This is a genomic window from Brevibacillus sp. 7WMA2 (assembly GCF_010748895.1).
In the GTDB taxonomy this organism is placed as follows: Bacteria; Bacillota; Bacilli; order Brevibacillales; family Brevibacillaceae; genus Brevibacillus_B; species Brevibacillus_B halotolerans.
This window is the reverse complement of record NZ_CP048799.1, coordinates 4,400,342-4,414,922: the sequence shown is the minus strand read 5'-3', so window position 1 is coordinate 4,414,922 and position 14,581 is coordinate 4,400,342. Positions and strand designations below refer to the sequence as shown.

The following is a 14,581-nucleotide window of genomic DNA, read 5'->3' as shown; positions in this document are numbered from 1 at the left end:
TCCATTCCTTATGTAATACATAGCAAAATCAAGCAAAGACACCTCATCAATACTTATATATCTACTTATTATAATTGGCACTATATTATAATTATTCAGGATATTCAACTCTCCCATACAATTATATGTGTAAATAATCATATATTTATTTATGCAGATATAATATAGATAAATTCTAATAAAAATGACATGATAAAAATAACAATTAGTTTATTTATAAACATTAGAGGACTTCTTTAAAAATTTAGGATGATATCTATTCATAAAAATATAGCTATGTGGCATACTCTTTCTTGGTTGGCTTTACACGTTGAGAAGCTGTTGATAGTAAGATATTAGGAGTAAAAACAAAAGAGGTATATGGTATGTGGTATATACTTATTATTTCCTATTTTTGGACAAAATGGCAACATGAAATTTATAGGAAATTCGTAACTGTTCATTAAGCATTATTCACATGAAGGTATGTCTAAAAAAAAAGCTGCTCTCCTATTTCAGAAGAGCAGCTTTTTTAACATATTGATCCTGATTTAGCTTAAACGAATAATCGTGATACTTGTTGGTATAGTGGCGGCTAAAGTGGCTATCGCTGCTACACCAAATAGTTGTACCTGAATGGTTGCTCCAGCCGGTACAGGAACGATTACCTGTGCTTCGAATGCTGTTACACCAACTATTGGTGAAACGACACTACCCGGTACTGGAACACCATTTACTAAAATACGCGAGCTTACAAGAAGGGAAACAGAAAGGTTAATAGTATAAGCAATAAAATAGTTACCGGTCGCTGCTACTGTAAAGGTATCGCTGGTTGCATTGACTGTAATGCCTGGTCCAATATCCTGAGCATTAGGGAATGGAACAAGTGTACCACCTATCAATACAGCGATAAGTCCACCAGTTAAATTCGCTGCAAAGGCAAAAGTACTCGTAGCAAGAGCTCCGGTTGGACCTGTTGGGCCGGTTGGACCTGTTGGGCCGGTTGCTCCGGTTGCTCCGGTCGCTCCAGTCGCTCCGGTCGCTCCAGTCGCTCCGGTCGCTCCAGTCGCTCCCGTTGCTCCGGTTGCCCCGGTTGCCCCGGTCGCTCCCGTTGCCCCGGTTGCCCCGGTCGCTCCCGTTGCTCCGGTCGCTCCGGTTGCTCCGGTTGCTCCGGTCGCTCCGGTCGCTCCCGTTGCTCCGGTTGGGCCGGTTGCTCCAGTCGCTCCCGTTGCTCCCGTTGCTCCGGTTGCTCCAGTCGCTCCGGTCGCTCCCGTTGCTCCGGTTGCTCCGGTTGCTCCGGTTGCTCCGGTTGGGCCGGTCGCTCCCGTTTCCCCGGTCGCTCCGGTTGCTCCCGTTGCTCCAGTCGCTCCGGTTGCTCCGGTCGCTCCCGTTGCTCCGGTCGCTCCCGTTGCTCCCGTTGCTCCCGTTGCTCCCGTTGCTCCGGTCGGGCCGGTTGGGCCGGTCGCTCCCGTTTCCCCTGTCGCTCCGGTTGCTCCGGTTGCTCCGGTTGCTCCAGTCGCTCCGGTCGCTCCGGTCGCTCCGGTTGCTCCCGTTGCTCCGGTTGCTCCGGTTGCTCCGGTTGCTCCGGTTGCTCCAGTCGCTCCAGTCGCTCCGGTTGCTCCAGTCGCTCCCGTTGCTCCTACTGGAGTAAGGCTAGTTAGAATGCTTTGAAGCTGTTGCAATAAACTTAAAAGAATTTGTAATGTGCCTGGGTCAATTTGGAAAAGTAAAGTAAATTCTTGTAGCGTATTGAGTAAGGATTGGAATTCAGTTACAAAAGCACTTGGGTTAAACGGCTGCGTATCTAATATAGTTAGTAAACCGTTAATAATAGAATTTAATTCTGACAATTGGCCAGGGCTAAGACCAGCCTGAGCTCCAAATATACTTAACTCCTGCAATAGTATTTTCAGTGTTTCAATATTTGCTGGACTAGGATTTGCAAAGACGGCTGGTACTGCGGTAATTAACCCATTTAATATTGAAATAAATGTAGGAATTAGTCCTAGTGGTATGGGTATTGGACCGCTTCCTGGGCCGGTCGGACCTGTTGGGCCGGTCGCTCCAGTTGCTCCAGTTGCTCCGGTCGCTCCAGTTGCTCCAGTTGCTCCGGTTGCTCCAGTTGCTCCGGTTGCTCCGGTTGCTCCAGTTGCTCCGGTTGCTCCAGTTGCTCCGGTTGCTCCAGTTGCTCCGGTCGGACATTCAATAAAGGTAATAAACGTAGATCTGCAAGTGGTAGAAGAACTGTGGCTACAATGTCTATGCGCAAACAGTGGATCTTTTCTTAAATAAAGATCTAACTCCGATTGAATAATGCTGTCGTAAATCTTGTCAATTTCAAAACGATTATCCAACGCAATAACACCTTCCTTTCTCCTTTACAGTATTCAAATTATTAAAAAGGGTATGGTGTAAATAAACTATTTTTAGAAAAATGTGCCTCTTTTGTTGTACATGTAACGGTATGTTCATCACCCTTTAGCCAAAAAAAGAAGCGTCCAAATTCATCATTTAGACGCTTCTTCCCTTATGTATTTAACTCTGTAGCAAATCGTAATGAGGTAATTTAATTTCTATCCTGTAATTTTTAAAGTACAATCTCTTTACTAATCACAGCTGGGTTTCCTCCTACGACAACGTTATCCGGCACGTTTTTCGTTACGACAGCTCCTGAAGCGATAACTACATTATTTCCAATCCTAACCTCTGGATTAATGATAGCCACCCCCACCAATCCATACATGATTGCCAATGACAACTGGTTTCCCATATTCCAAATTACTTGCCCGCTCTAAAGGATGGAGAGGATGCATAGCCGTATAAATATGAACACTTGGTCCCAGCATACAATGCTCGCCTATACGTATTTCACAAACATCAAGCATGATGCAATCGTAGTTGGCAAAGAAATGCTCTCCAAGATGAATATTGTATCCATAACCACATCGAAAGCTAGGCTGTATAACACTTAAGGTTAATAGAGACATAAAAAAATCCATCCCTTCAATGTGAGGGATGGATTTAGTGATTATATATGCCATGTGATAAAAGGATGTACCGTTACATCGCTACAGCCTTTTTCATTTCTAAATAAGTAGGCTCTCCAATTAGCCCTAATCGCCATAGAGAAACACCTTTTAAACCGTATCGTTTAGCTAGACCAATTTTACTGTTAATGGTGCCAGCATTTTCACTGCCCATAGAGATACCTAGGATCAGCTTCTCTTTTGGCACTTGCTTTAACGCAAGCTGGATAGCCTCATTTACTTTGTCCAAATTCTCCGGCTGTCCCTTTTGTCCATAGTCATACGCCATGATAATCAAATCGTCTGCCATAGCACTTAATTGTGCATAATCGTAGCCTTTATAGGAACCGTTTGGCGGATGCAAGATTAGTGACAGCTTTTTACCTTCCTGATGTAACACAGGAGCTAACTGTCCAATAAATTCCGTGTATAGACGTTTCTCAAGCTCGATATCTCCGCTCAAGCCCAATCCTTCAAAATCTAAGGCAACTCCTTCAAACGGCTGATTGCGCACAGTTTGTAAAATTCCATCGATCGTTTGTTGACGTAGCTGCGCGGTTTGAAGCATTTTCATTAGCTCACCTTTGCGATCTGAAGCAAAAACCATGAAGTATGGCTGTGTTCCGCCTGCCTTTGCTTCACTTACAATCCCCTCTGGCGTTACATCTCCTGCTGATTTAGGCCAATAAAAATCTTTTCCTTGAAGTGTAAACTCACCATTTTCGTTGATTCTTGCCCAACCAAAGGCAACTGCATCAAAGGAAGGGATAAGTTGTCGCTCACTAAATGAAGAAATGGCATAGAAAGCCATCGTATATATATCTTTTGGTGGAGATTGCAATAATACAGTTTGGTTAGCACCGTCCCAGTTAACCGTAGCCCCAAATTGCTCACTGAAAACCCGCAACGGGATTAATGCGCTCCCCTTGTAAAGCGTAGGGCTTACAGCCAATTTGATTGGTTGATTATTCACATAAGCAGTAGCATTGTTGATTTGTAGGCGAAGCTGTGTTCCAGCAGTTCCATTTGGATTGGTAGCAACGATCGTCCGTGTTGCATTATCCCATTGCACCTGAATTCCCATCGCTTCTGCAATCGCTCGGAATGGCACTAAAGTCGTTCCTTTTACTACTTGAGGCTGTACCGGAAAGCTTAGTGGATAACCATCTAGTAAAATTTTTGCATTTCCACTTGCTAGGGATTGGGAAGGCTGTAAACCGAATAGCAACAGCAGTAACCCAGATAGCAAGAAAGTCTTTAACCATATTTTCATCTCTATTTTCTCCCTGTCCTTATCCTTTTTTTGTCTCTCTTGCGTCATCATTCGTACATACAAAACTGAATAGTAAGAGGTTTTCCTGATACGAATGCTGACATCAATCTGCTCATGATCAGTTGTCATGAACTATGCTCCAGTCAAACCTAATCTGTATGAAGGCTTTTTGGGAATCTCAGAACCGTTTCAGCTTATTTAACAAGAACCCTGTAGTTTTAGAAGAGCGGAGTCTTGTAGACAATTCATCATCAATCTTTATGGATAGACGGAAGAGCTTTCGTCTGGTATAGAGCGCATTAGAGGGAATACCTTCATTAAAAGATATCTAGCTCCTTGGGTTTCGTTGTCTCTATACGCAGCTTGATATGATACCGATACATTCAATGAGCCATGCTTTGGGTTTCATCTATCGCGAAATGATTCATGTTTTTGTCCAAACGTAGCCGATTTTGTGCATCCAATCGTTTCGCACTGCTAATACATCATTAGCTATGCTTACGATTACATGAAATTCACCAATGCCTTGCAGTCACAAAGTAGGTTGATCTGGATCGTCAATAAAGACACAATATATGGAGGATTACCTGTAATCACTGCTTAAAGAAACAGGCTAGCTTTTCACTTCAAAATCACTTGAAGCTTTAGAAAATCCTTTTTCTCCAGCTCCGTAATCATAGGTCGGCTTCTCCATCGCCTTTATTAGCTTATAGTAAATAATATCAAAAAATCATAAATGTTACTTGTAAAATTACACATTTCTAAAATTTTTTTTATTTTTTTAATAGAATTTGCTTTTTGTTTATCAACATGTTACGATTATTCTTGTGATTTTCATATTAAGATGATTTTTTACCTTCACCCAACCAATTCTTTTTTCCTCGAAATGAATTACTCTCACCTGTTTTTCAAATCTCACGTCCAAAAACTATTTTCCAAAGAAGCAATTCATTTTCAGGCAAGCGTTTTGATTTACCCGATTCACACTGGCGCGGTCATCGGAGCCGTAAGGACGGAAGAGAGGTAGGGCTTTCGTTGTTTTGAGGTTCAAAAATGCTATATCTATCTTTTTCCAGATACTATGTCGTAAGGGAAAAAGAATTCGAATAAGGTTATAAAACACCGACATGAAGTCATGTGGGACAGCTTACAATATGGAAACCATAAAGCCACCTATAATTGGTGGCTTTTTCTTTTTTTCCACTATTCTCCCTCTCTTGAAAAAAATAAGCTTTTTTTGGAAATATACTTGCTGTTACACCTCTATGATTTTAAAATAGAGTTCCACGACACATTAAGCTGGCGATTCTCACTACCATTAATATGAATATGGGAATGTAGGTCATACTAACTGGCAGTGCCCCTGTCTTGGTATGTTATTCAAGTTATTTTTAATATGAAAGGGGAGCATCTGAGATGAGCCCAAGTATCTTGGCACCGTCAGAAACAGAACAGCATCAGCAAGTATCTGCTCAATTGTTACATTGGATTGATCAATTTAAGGATGCAGCTTCTCAAGGGAAGTGTGCTGACTATATACCTGCCCTAGGCAAGATGAATCCTCATCAGCTAGGAGTTACTGTAATAGGTACAGATGGAACGATGATTACCGCTGGCGATTGTGAGGCTCCATTCACATTGCAAAGTATTTCTAAAGTACTCAGCCTAGTCGCGGTATGTATGGAATATGGCATTCCGCATGTTTTGCAGCGAGTTGATGCAGAGCCTACTGGTGATGCTTTTAATTCGATTATTCGATTAGAAATGAGCAAACCGGGTCGTCCCTACAATCCAATGATTAACGCGGGGGCCATTACAGTTTCATCTATGCTCGCTGGTGATTCTGTTACCCAAAAAATGGATTCACTTAACAAGCTATTTATCCAACTAATCGGTACCGCTCCCGTACTAAATGAAGAGGTATTCCAGTCAGAGTGGAATACTGCTCACCGCAATCGCGCCTTAGCTTATTATCTGAAGGATATTGGTTTCTTAGACGGAGATGTGGAGAGTGCTCTGGAGGTTTATTTAAAACAGTGCGCGCTTGAGGTAACGACCAAGGATACGGCCCTAATCGGCTTAATCCTGGCCCTAGACGGCTACCACCCGATTCGTCAGGAACAAGTACTTCCTAAGGACGTAGCTCGTTTCACTAAATCCCTAATGCTGACATGCGGAATGTATAACGCGTCTGGTAAATTCGCTGCCTTTGTGGGCGTTCCAACGAAAAGCGGGGTCTCTGGAGGTATCCTCTCCGCTGTACCACCTCGCTATCGCTCCCGTGACTTACCTTTTGCCGATGGTTGCGGAATTGGGATTTTTAGTCCTTCGATTGATGAGGTTGGCAATAGCGTGGCTGGCTCCCTGTTGCTAAAAGAAATGGCTCAGCAATGGGATTTAAGTATTTTTTAGCTAAAAAGATAAGTGCATGAGACTCCGATAGATAAGATCGGAGTCTTTTTTATTATGTCTTCATCCATCTATATACAGATAGCCAAAACAGTAGTCGACAACGCATAACTCAAACTTGAACGCCTTATAAAGTGTTTCACTCAACGGCTCAACTTTGTATAATTGGAGGCAGAAGCTTTTATATTCCGCTTCCTTCTTTTTTATAGAGAGGATTCGTTTTATATAGTCTTTCGAGAGCTCACGTTATGGTTTACACGAAAAGGAGATTGTTCACATGAATCAAGCTAAACAAGCAGAAATCTCTTCGGGTACATTTGTAAACTCGAACAATCCATCCTCACGATCACTAAAACGTATACTTATCGTCACCTCTGTAGAAGCCGAACAAGAAGCGGTAATCCGCGGCTTAAACGGTGCAGAAGGCTTCAACGTTCTAGTGGGTGGGGTCGGTGCAGTCTGTGCCGCAGCTAGTACAGCACGCACGTTGGCAGCGACTGCATATGATGTAGTCATTTGCGCTGGTATTGCTGGTGGATTTAAAGAGAAAGCTGATATAGCTTCAGTGGTGGTAGCAGATGAAATCTTGGCCGCCGATCTCGGTGCCGAAACCCCTGATGGATTTCTAAGCTTGGACGAACTAGGATTTGGTTCTGCTCGAATCCCTGTAGACATTACGCTGGCAAAGCGTGTAGCAGAAGCCCTGCGCATTGCCGGTTTACCTACCCATACGGGCTCAATTCTCACGGTTTCCACAGTAACAGGCCGTGCCGAAACAGCCACAGCCATAGCCAGCAGAATAGTGGGAGCGACTGCTGAAGCGATGGAGGGATATGGAGTAGCAACCGCCGCACAGCAATTCGAGATTCCCGTATTGGAAATTCGCACTATTTCTAATCCTGTAGGTCCGCGCGACCGTTCTGCTTGGCGTATAAAAGAAGCATTAGAAGCTCTTGAAAAAGTAAGCTCAGTACTTGTGGAGGTGTTACGATGAAAATTGCCTTTTCCCCTTGCCCTAATGATACATTTGTTTTTCATGCTTGGGTTCATGGACTCATTCCCCAAGCTCCAGCCCTAGATGTTATGTATGCAGATATTGATATCACGAATGGACTTGCAGCTAGTTTAACTGGACCAGAAGTACTCAAAATTTCCTACGCTGCACTTCCTTGGGTATTGTCGGAATACGCCCTGCTGCCATGTGGCGGAGCGTTGGGTAGAGGGTGCGGTCCCTTAGTCTTAACGAAAAACTCGTCTGCTAGTGATCAGCCATCCCAACAACAAGCTGAGCCTTCCGTTTTATCTGGCAAACGCGTAGCTGTTCCTAGCGAACGCTCCACCGCTTATCTATTATTCCGTCTATGGGCTGCCCAAAATGTGCCCGGCGGAGTAGGAGAAATTATTGTAATGCCTTTCCACGAAATTATGCCTGCTGTACGCGATGGTAAAATTGATGCCGGTTTAGTAATCCACGAAGCACGTTTTACTTATCCTTCCTATGGTCTTTCTTTGATGACTGACTTAGGTAATTGGTGGGAAACGGATACAGGACTACCGATTCCACTAGGTGCCATTATCGCTCGACGCTCGTTGGATTTGGATGCTATTGCTAGCTGGACCCGTGCCTCCGTAGAATATGCTTGGGCACATCCGGAAGCGTCCAGAGAATATATCATGCACCATGCTCAGGAAATGGACCCAGCAGTAACCCAAGCTCATATTAATTTGTATGTAAACAAATTTACTGCGGATCTAGGGGAAGATGGATATGCGGCCGTAACTGCTCTTTTAAGTCGCGCTGCACAAGAAGGACTTGTTCCGGAGTTTGATCTGAAATTATTGCGATAATCGAGTTTCTTTTTAAAGTAACAAACGCTTCCAGGCATAGAATGTCAATAAACAAGCCGCCATTTTGAGAATGTAGTCATTTTCTTCTGGCAGTGTTTTTTGGCAAACTACTCCTTTACGCGTCTTTTATTTGAAGCGGTATGGTTTCCCACTAAAAAGTAAATTATTTCAAGAAAGACTGCCCACCTGCAAAGAAATATGGTAGTATAAAAAAGAGAACAAAAGTTCTCTTTTTTATCAGAAGCTATTCAAAGAGCGGTATCATCTGCAGTACGAATTATTCCCTCTTTGTTTACAGCAAAAAGAGGGGGAGCATCTTGAAGTATAAAACGCATATTGCTTTTTCAACACTGGCTGGGGTATGTGTAGCGAAGTTTTTGGATATCCCATTCCAAACAGACTATGTAATAGGAGTAGCTGTGGGAAGCTTATTGCCCGATATTGACCATCCTAAATCTTACATAGGTAAAAAACTATCCAAAACATCGAGGGTAATGAGTAAAACATTAGGACACCGTGGCCTGACACATGCTCTGCCTTTTTGGCTTTGTTTATTTCCCCTTGGATTCTTTATGAAGGAGAACGTATTTTTAGGCTTGTGGATTGGATATCTCTTTCATATCGTAGGGGATTTATTAACGGTCGCCGGTGTACCCCTGTTCTATCCTTTTAGTAAAGCAAGAATAAAATTGCCTCTTGCTTTTAAAACGGGAAGCTCCGTAGAAAAAGGCGTATTTATCGCCTGCCTTCTGCTCATTATTGTATCAATGGACGCTAGCATGTTTGCTGAGCTAAGCAGTTCATTAGCGATTCAACTGCAAGCCTTATTGAAAATGGCATCAGAGCTGATCAATTCGTTGCTGATACGTTAATAACAATGGCCTGCCGCTCTGATATGATTGCGGCAGTACAAGAATGAATAAAAAAGAGCGTCTCCTTTATTGCGGACGCTCTTTTTATTCATTTCTTATCGAAAGCTCATTGATTCCCTGCTTATTTTTTATAAAATTCAACTCCCCCAAGGCTATTCGACTGTTAATAACTGCTCAAAAAACCCTCCGATTTCACGCTCACGATCAATAAAATGCACCTCTAAGATCCAATCTCGCGGTCTCCCATCCTTATCAGGCTCTCGCATGTCAATGTTATTATCAGCATGGATGTAATTCTCTACCTCATCCCCTTGAATTCGCTCATGAGGGAATTCCCCTATTAGATGACCTGCGTGCGGTCCTCCATATTCCCATCCATACTGCTCTGCGAGACGACACATATATTCGAATAGCTCACTTCCCGTTATATTGGGTTTTGATAGGAAAAAGTCCTTCCCATCCTGCCAAGCTTTCTCGATATCATCACGTAGCTTTAGCTTATATGGATCAGTTCCAAGCACGTATGTCCGTCCAAAATCCGCTTCCCATTCTTCAAAAATGGGGCCGAAATCAAGAAAAATAATATCCTCCTCAGAGATCGTTAGGTCTGGGGGATTCTCACGGTAAGGATACAGTGTATTTTTACCCGCTCTTACAATCCGTTTATGCCAATATTTTTTGATACCATACATTTGAAAAGCCAATTCATATATTTCTTTATTCACCTGCTTTTCCGTTACTCCACTGTGCAATATTCCCTTCTCTTCAACCTGTTTGAATAACTCTTCTGCTTTTCTTTCCGCTTCACGTAATCCTGCACGTCTCTCTTCTAATGATCGTTGCAAAGCTAATACACCTCTTTCTATCAATTCTACATTGATCGTATAAGTATTTTTGGCTATTTCACTTCAGCAAATCGGAAGCATAGCTCCTGTAATGTAGTGATCATATTTTGTTCTATTTGATCATCAAATGCTATGTTCCTCCGCGCAAAAGCCTGCAAAGGTTCACACTTGCCAATCAATACAGAGTAGTAACCTATTGAAACATCGGGAGGTCATTCAGATCGTTTCCAAAGCAAACCATTTGATCCTTTTGAATCCCCCATTGCTGCAAAGCTGTCCATTTATTAACACCTTTATATGTAATATCCAGAATCCCCTCTGTTGAATGATAATGCTATGTCACATCAAGTTTTTCCAATCTAGCAGACAGAACATCAAGCTGATCACAGGAGAATGCAAAAATTTTCAAAATAGATTGTCAAATAAGAGTCGGAAGCAGCCAAATATCAAATCAGATATAATGATTGTAAAAGATTGCTTTTTCTTTTTCCATAGCATTATACTGTTTTCTTATTTATTACAATATGAAAAGGAAGATGATAATGATCGTTCGAATGTATACTGAATCGGATACAGAGCATCTGGTCTCACTCTTTTATGATACAGTTCATTCTATTGCGGCACATGACTACTCACCAGAACAGCTCAATGCTTGGGCTCCAGCGGACGAACAAATGAACAAGCTGATCAGTTGGCCAGAGTCACTACGCCTTAATAGAACATATGTCGCTGAAATAAACCGTACAATCGTTGGGTTTTGTGATATGACGATTCAAGGCTATTTAGATAGACTTTACGTCCATAAGGATTTTCAGAGGCAAGGAATTGCTTCCCGATTATTACGTTGTGTTGAAAAAGAAGCTAAAAAACTTGGTCTTACTACAATCACTACACATGCAAGCATTACGGCTAAGCCCTTTTTCGAATCCCATGGATATGAATCGATCGAGGCTCAAACTGTCGTGCGCCGAGGGATTTTGTTAGGTAATTATCAGATGCAAAAAAGTCTAACCACATCCTAAAATATAAATCCATGATTACATTTTTTCATCTTTATATAACTTTTTTCAAACGAAAAATAAAACAAACCCCACTTTATGTCATTAACATAAAAGAGGTTTGTCGATAGATAGTCTGAAACTACATGTCTCCTTTATTGACGTCCTATTACTTACAGGTGGCTACACGAAACTTTCTTGACCAAATCGGACTTCAGCTATCGCTTTCAGTTGATTTCGATCTGTCTTTCCGTTAGCAAGTACCGGTAGATGGGGGATTATTTCATAAAAACTTGGTCGGGAAGGCTCGTCTACCTTATCCTTTATAAATAGGTCAATATCTCTTTTTGTAAGAGAAGCATCCCCCACTACAAAAGCACACAATCGATTTCCACGTGTTGGATGAGGGACCCCTACAACAGCTACGTCTCTTATTCCGTGATGTTCTCTGATCGTTCTTTCCACATATTCCGGGCTGACATTATATCCATTGACAATAATGATATTCTTTTTTCTTCCCAAAATAGTCACGTATCCATGTTCATCTCTCGTTGCCATATCACCAGTAGACAGCCATCCATTAAGAAGCATCGAAGCATCTACTTGTCCATTGGCATAATAACCTAGCATTACTGAAGGGCTTCGAACCCACAACTCTCTATCCTCAGAAAAATTGATTTCTGTTCCGCTAAGAGGTTTGCCGACGGTTCCATAACAATAATCATAAGGACGATTCAGTGATACATTAGGACCCGCTTCCGTTAATCCATAACCATCCAATATGGGAACCCCTGTCATTTTCACCCATTGTTGAACAAAAGTATGGGTAAGCAGGTCGCCTCCACAGCCCCATCCCTTTACTCCAATTTCTTCAATCCCTCTCTGCTCTTTTAATAGATAAGGAAGCATAGTTTGATAAAAAAAAGGAGCGCTTTCTACCCAGCAGACGTTTTGCTTTTCCAGAACGGTAATTATGGAGCGCGGACGTAAATTAGCAGGAATAACCAAATCCATACTGTTGTGTTCCAAAACTCCCACAATACTTAATCCATAAGCTCCCCAAAGTGGCAATGTAAAAAGAAGCCGTTCTCCCTCTTTGTATCCGAATACTCGTGTCGTCTCCTGTTTCTGATACGTAATCCCTTCTTTACTCCAGGCTACATATTTAGGCATTCCTACAGTTGAGCCTGAGGTTCTGCAGATGAGCCCTGTATTGCTAGGTATATTTCTTTCCTTTACCACAGATAGGCTCTCAATTTGTATCTTATAATGATCGCTTGTATAGCACACATAGTCAGCTCGGACTATCTCCAGTTGTTTATCTAATTCGGCCACCTTTCCGATCACAACAGGAACTGCCTCCAGTTCTTTGCAGGCATAATAGGCAACCAACCAAGAGATGGGTTCGTGAATAGCAATCGCAACCAGATTACCTGCTGAAACTCCCTGATGATTCATACAAAGCGTAAGCTGTTGTATTTCTTGTTTAATAAGTGCTGTATAGGATGTATTACCAACAAAAACCTCATAATTTATCAAGCCGCTTCTTCCCTTCTCTGGGAGATCATATTTGGATTGTTTTTATGGGCTCTACTAAGGAAATATGAGAGTGTCTGTGAAGAAACTCAATAAAAAATTGATTCTCCTGCATCCCCACTTGCTCTATTGACTCAATTGTTGTTTTTAAAAACTTTTTAAGTGGTGACTGTCGTAAAATATGCTTCATCAGACCAATGTTGATGACTTCCCATCGTTTCACAATCTTCTCAAACTGGGCCAAGTCCTCCTCATAAACAAAACCGTATAACATTACCAAATCTTTAAGCAAATCCAGATAATAGTAGCGCATCAGTTTTATTTCCAAAACAGCTTGACCATAATCAGAAAGGTGTTCCCCGCCTAGTTGATCATCCTGTAAATAGGAGCCCAAATCCTCTACTAACTGATGAATTGCACTTCTTCCAAAGTAATGTGTTTCGTTATTTTCTCGAATGATCAACCCCCGAGTATATTCAAAAGCAACTGTAGTGGCTACACTCTCCATTAGTTTCATAACATCACTTTGTTCTATTTTTGAAACTTCATATAGCTGTAGCATTTGAAACTCTTTTTTCCCCTGTACTTTCGAATTGTTTTCTAATTGTTTTATAGCTCGATCTCCACGCCAGCACGCTTCAAAGTCCTGAAGTTGTATACTCCCAACGTAATCTCCCGGAACACCATCATAGATCAGTGCTTTCTGCTCATCTATCCCATATACAGATATCCAATGCTTCGTAATTCCGGGGTGGAGACTACTGTAATTTATTAGATACTTATCACTATGATAAAATTCGCTATAAGGCAGGTGAAAATATGAAGCACCAATCAACGAAAGTTTTCCGTTTTGAATATTACGAATAATAGCTGGTTTTCCTTCCTCATAGGAAGCAAACGAGATATTCTCTACTTCATAACCCATATGCTCTGGGCTGATTCCGTAACCCAGCTTACCTAAACGGAAAGAGTCTATATATTCATCCCATAAACCATACTGCATGTTGATTGTGTCTTGTTTCTTAGAATAAACGGTTACACTATACATCTCTAGATTAGGATGTAAGCTAAGAAAACTAGTCATTCCCTCATTTCTTAATCGCTCATGCAAGATGACATGAAGACAAATAGAGTAGTAAGGAGCTTTTCTTTCTGGTAGAAATGGTATTTTCATTGCTGTAACGCTTCCTTTCCAACCTGTAGGCTCTATACGTTACACAGAGTAAGAGCAATTACAATCAAATATGGATTTCTTGGCAGTATAACTTGCTTGATGTGCCCCGAATGCTGAAGAGTTACTTTTTGCAGCCAAACGGTTCTTGGGAGTTCAGTAAGGATCATGTTCTCTACATAATAGGGGAGAGACATCGCTATCTGCTCTCCAAATAGTGGCGTTCCAGTTTTATACTGTTTCCAGTTAGTTAAACCAAATCGCACTTCTTCTTCCACCCCATCCGCATAATGAATTGTAAATTTATCCTGATAATCGCCAAATAATGAAAAACCGAGGAAAGCTAAGGTTTGAAAGGACCTTTGAGCGTTTACTTCAACGATTTGGCCATCACAACTTATAACATCGTTATCAACCGCTTCAGTTAATGGAAAGGCAAAAGGGATTCCTTGGTATGAAATTACTTCATCGCTTGGAAATATCTCTCCTGGAATGCTGCTGTGTATATGATCCAGCTGAGCAACCAGCTTTGGGTCTTGGATTGATACTCCTTTTGTATTATAAATGGATGCCAAATCAATTATATGTGCCTCTCTCATATCCATTGTTCAAGCACCTCAATAC

Annotated in this window: 11 protein-coding genes and 3 pseudogenes; 5 read left to right on the top strand and 9 right to left on the bottom strand. The window is 41.7% G+C overall.

Features of this window, described 5'->3' with window-relative positions:
* Window positions 1-530: 530 nt before the first annotated feature.
* The 4 genes and pseudogenes from GOP56_RS24045 to GOP56_RS18975 form a co-directional block, all read right to left on the bottom strand.
* Window positions 531-1,619 (bottom strand): annotated as a pseudogene (locus GOP56_RS24045) (collagen-like repeat preface domain-containing protein); the annotation flags it as partial.
* A gap of 72 nt (window positions 1,620-1,691) precedes the next feature.
* A pseudogene (locus GOP56_RS24040) lies at window positions 1,692-2,333 on the bottom strand (collagen-like repeat preface domain-containing protein); the annotation flags it as partial.
* 233 nt (window positions 2,334-2,566) lie between these two features.
* A pseudogene (locus GOP56_RS24035) lies at window positions 2,567-2,942 on the bottom strand (sugar O-acetyltransferase); the annotation flags it as partial.
* Between the two features lie 97 nt (window positions 2,943-3,039).
* The gene (locus GOP56_RS18975; RefSeq protein ID WP_121473416.1) at window positions 3,040-4,278 is read right to left on the bottom strand and encodes a stalk domain-containing protein; all 1,239 of its coding nucleotides are present in this window, start codon (window positions 4,276-4,278) and stop codon (window positions 3,040-3,042) included.
* Window positions 4,279-5,706: 1,428 nt separating this feature from the next.
* Between GOP56_RS18975 and GOP56_RS18970 the strand changes: the two genes are divergently transcribed.
* The 4 genes from GOP56_RS18970 to GOP56_RS18955 all read left to right on the top strand — a co-directional run bounded on the left by GOP56_RS18970 (window position 5,707) and on the right by GOP56_RS18955 (window position 9,407).
* Complete coding sequence (locus GOP56_RS18970) at window positions 5,707-6,690, top strand: glutaminase (RefSeq protein ID WP_031309526.1); 984 nt, start codon at window positions 5,707-5,709, stop codon at window positions 6,688-6,690.
* A 274-nt stretch (window positions 6,691-6,964) separates the two neighbouring features.
* Entirely contained in the window at window positions 6,965-7,681 is a 717-nt protein-coding gene (locus GOP56_RS18965) for a futalosine hydrolase (protein WP_003345069.1), read from the top strand.
* Complete coding sequence (locus GOP56_RS18960) at window positions 7,678-8,535, top strand: 1,4-dihydroxy-6-naphtoate synthase (RefSeq protein WP_163246298.1); 858 nt, start codon at window positions 7,678-7,680, stop codon at window positions 8,533-8,535. Before GOP56_RS18965 ends, GOP56_RS18960 begins: the two co-directional genes overlap by 4 nt.
* 317 nt (window positions 8,536-8,852) lie before the next feature.
* Window positions 8,853-9,407, top strand: a complete 555-nt coding sequence (locus GOP56_RS18955; RefSeq protein WP_163246297.1) for a metal-dependent hydrolase — start codon at window positions 8,853-8,855, stop codon at window positions 9,405-9,407.
* Between the two features lie 152 nt (window positions 9,408-9,559).
* On the opposite strand, the gene GOP56_RS18950 is transcribed toward GOP56_RS18955, so the two are convergent.
* A complete protein-coding gene (locus GOP56_RS18950; protein WP_163246296.1) occupies window positions 9,560-10,252 on the bottom strand; it encodes a M24 family metallopeptidase in 693 nt (230 codons plus the stop codon).
* A gap of 193 nt (window positions 10,253-10,445) precedes the next feature.
* Window positions 10,446-10,523 (bottom strand): HAD hydrolase family protein, encoded by a 78-nt coding sequence (locus GOP56_RS24440; protein ID WP_371808000.1) that lies wholly within the window; start codon window positions 10,521-10,523, stop codon window positions 10,446-10,448.
* Between the two features lie 271 nt (window positions 10,524-10,794).
* Here GOP56_RS24440 and GOP56_RS18940 point away from each other — a divergent pair, with 271 nt between their 5' ends.
* Window positions 10,795-11,274 carry a GNAT family N-acetyltransferase gene (locus tag GOP56_RS18940; RefSeq protein ID WP_163246295.1) on the top strand — a complete coding sequence of 160 codons (480 nt, stop codon included), beginning with the start codon at window positions 10,795-10,797 and terminating at the stop codon, window positions 11,272-11,274.
* 159 nt (window positions 11,275-11,433) lie between these two features.
* Here the strand turns inward: GOP56_RS18940 and GOP56_RS18935 are convergent, their stop codons facing one another.
* The 3 genes from GOP56_RS18935 to GOP56_RS18925 are packed head-to-tail and all read right to left on the bottom strand — an operon-like array spanning window position 11,434 to window position 14,562.
* Window positions 11,434-12,789, bottom strand: a complete 1,356-nt coding sequence (locus GOP56_RS18935; protein WP_163246294.1) for a class I adenylate-forming enzyme family protein — start codon at window positions 12,787-12,789, stop codon at window positions 11,434-11,436.
* Window positions 12,790-12,814: 25 nt separating this feature from the next.
* The gene (locus GOP56_RS18930) at window positions 12,815-13,960 is read right to left on the bottom strand and encodes a cysteine peptidase family C39 domain-containing protein (protein ID WP_163246293.1); all 1,146 of its coding nucleotides are present in this window, start codon (window positions 13,958-13,960) and stop codon (window positions 12,815-12,817) included.
* Between the two features lie 32 nt (window positions 13,961-13,992).
* The gene (locus tag GOP56_RS18925) at window positions 13,993-14,562 is read right to left on the bottom strand and encodes a hypothetical protein (RefSeq protein ID WP_003335564.1); all 570 of its coding nucleotides are present in this window, start codon (window positions 14,560-14,562) and stop codon (window positions 13,993-13,995) included.
* Window positions 14,563-14,581 lie beyond the last annotated feature (19 nt).

What these genes read in the sequence shown, in the direction of transcription:
- GOP56_RS18975 (WP_121473416.1), bottom strand. Translation starts at nt 4,278, where the DNA reads ATGAAAATATGGTTAAAGACTTTCTTGCTATCTGGGTTACTGCTGTTG.
- GOP56_RS18960 (WP_163246298.1), top strand. Translation starts at nt 7,678, where the DNA reads ATGAAAATTGCCTTTTCCCCTTGCCCTAATGATACATTTGTTTTTCAT.
- GOP56_RS18925 (WP_003335564.1), bottom strand. Translation starts at nt 14,562, where the DNA reads ATGGATATGAGAGAGGCACATATAATTGATTTGGCATCCATTTATAAT.
- GOP56_RS18965 (WP_003345069.1), top strand. Translation starts at nt 6,965, where the DNA reads ATGAATCAAGCTAAACAAGCAGAAATCTCTTCGGGTACATTTGTAAAC.
- GOP56_RS18930 (WP_163246293.1), bottom strand. Translation starts at nt 13,960, where the DNA reads ATGAAAATACCATTTCTACCAGAAAGAAAAGCTCCTTACTACTCTATT.
- GOP56_RS18940 (WP_163246295.1), top strand. Translation starts at nt 10,795, where the DNA reads ATGATCGTTCGAATGTATACTGAATCGGATACAGAGCATCTGGTCTCA.